General features: G+C 62.7%; 1 protein-coding gene. It reads left to right on the top strand.

Annotated elements, in window-relative coordinates; all coding sequences use genetic code 11:
• Window positions 1–243: 243 nt before the first annotated feature.
• Window positions 244–714: IS21 family transposase (locus tag HV796_RS42995; RefSeq protein ID WP_484555928.1), on the top strand; the 471-nt coding region annotated here is incomplete at its 3' end.

The following is a 714-nucleotide window of genomic DNA, read 5'->3' as shown; positions in this document are numbered from 1 at the left end:
TGCGTATTCCGGCGATCGTGATCAGGGATTTCGGCTGATCGTGATCGCTGATTCCGAACGATCGTGATCAGCCATTTCGGTCGAACGTGATCGCAGATCATGGGTTTCCGAAACGGGTGATCACGGAACCGAAACGGATGATCACGTCACCGGAACGTAAGCCGGGTTTTGGCCTGGCGGTGGTGTTGCGCATGTATTCAACCGCGGCGTTAGCCTGCTGCCTTTTTTACGGGAGACGGGCCGATGCCGACACCTCGGATGAGCATGCGCAAATTGAAGGAAGTCCTGCGACTGAAGTGGGTGTGTGGCCTGACCCACCGGCAGATCAGCCGGGCCATTGGCATCAGCGTCGGCGCGGTGTCGAAGTTTGCCGCACAGGCCACGCAGGCGGGACTCGACTGGACGGCGGCTCAAGCGTTGTCCGACGACGAGCTGGAAGCCCGGCTCAGGCCTGTTGCGACCGATGCCCCGGCGGCGGCGTCCCGACGCCTCGAACCCGACTACCCCGCACTGCACTGCGAGCTGCGCCGCAAGGGCGTGACGCTGCAACTGCTGTGGGAGGAATACGTCGAGGGCAATTCCGGTCAGCCGACTTACCGTTACACGCAGTTCTGCCAGAAGTACAAGGACTGGGCGGCCTCGCTCAAGCGCTCGATGCGGCAGCAGCACCGCGCCGGAGAGAAGCTGTTTGCCGACTTCGCCGGGCCGACCGTG

The sequence above is a fragment of the Paraburkholderia humisilvae genome, assembly GCF_902859855.1.
Lineage (GTDB): Bacteria > Pseudomonadota > Gammaproteobacteria > Burkholderiales > Burkholderiaceae > Paraburkholderia > Paraburkholderia humisilvae.
Note: the sequence above shows the minus strand (reverse complement) of the source record. Positions and strands in the feature narration are given on the sequence as shown.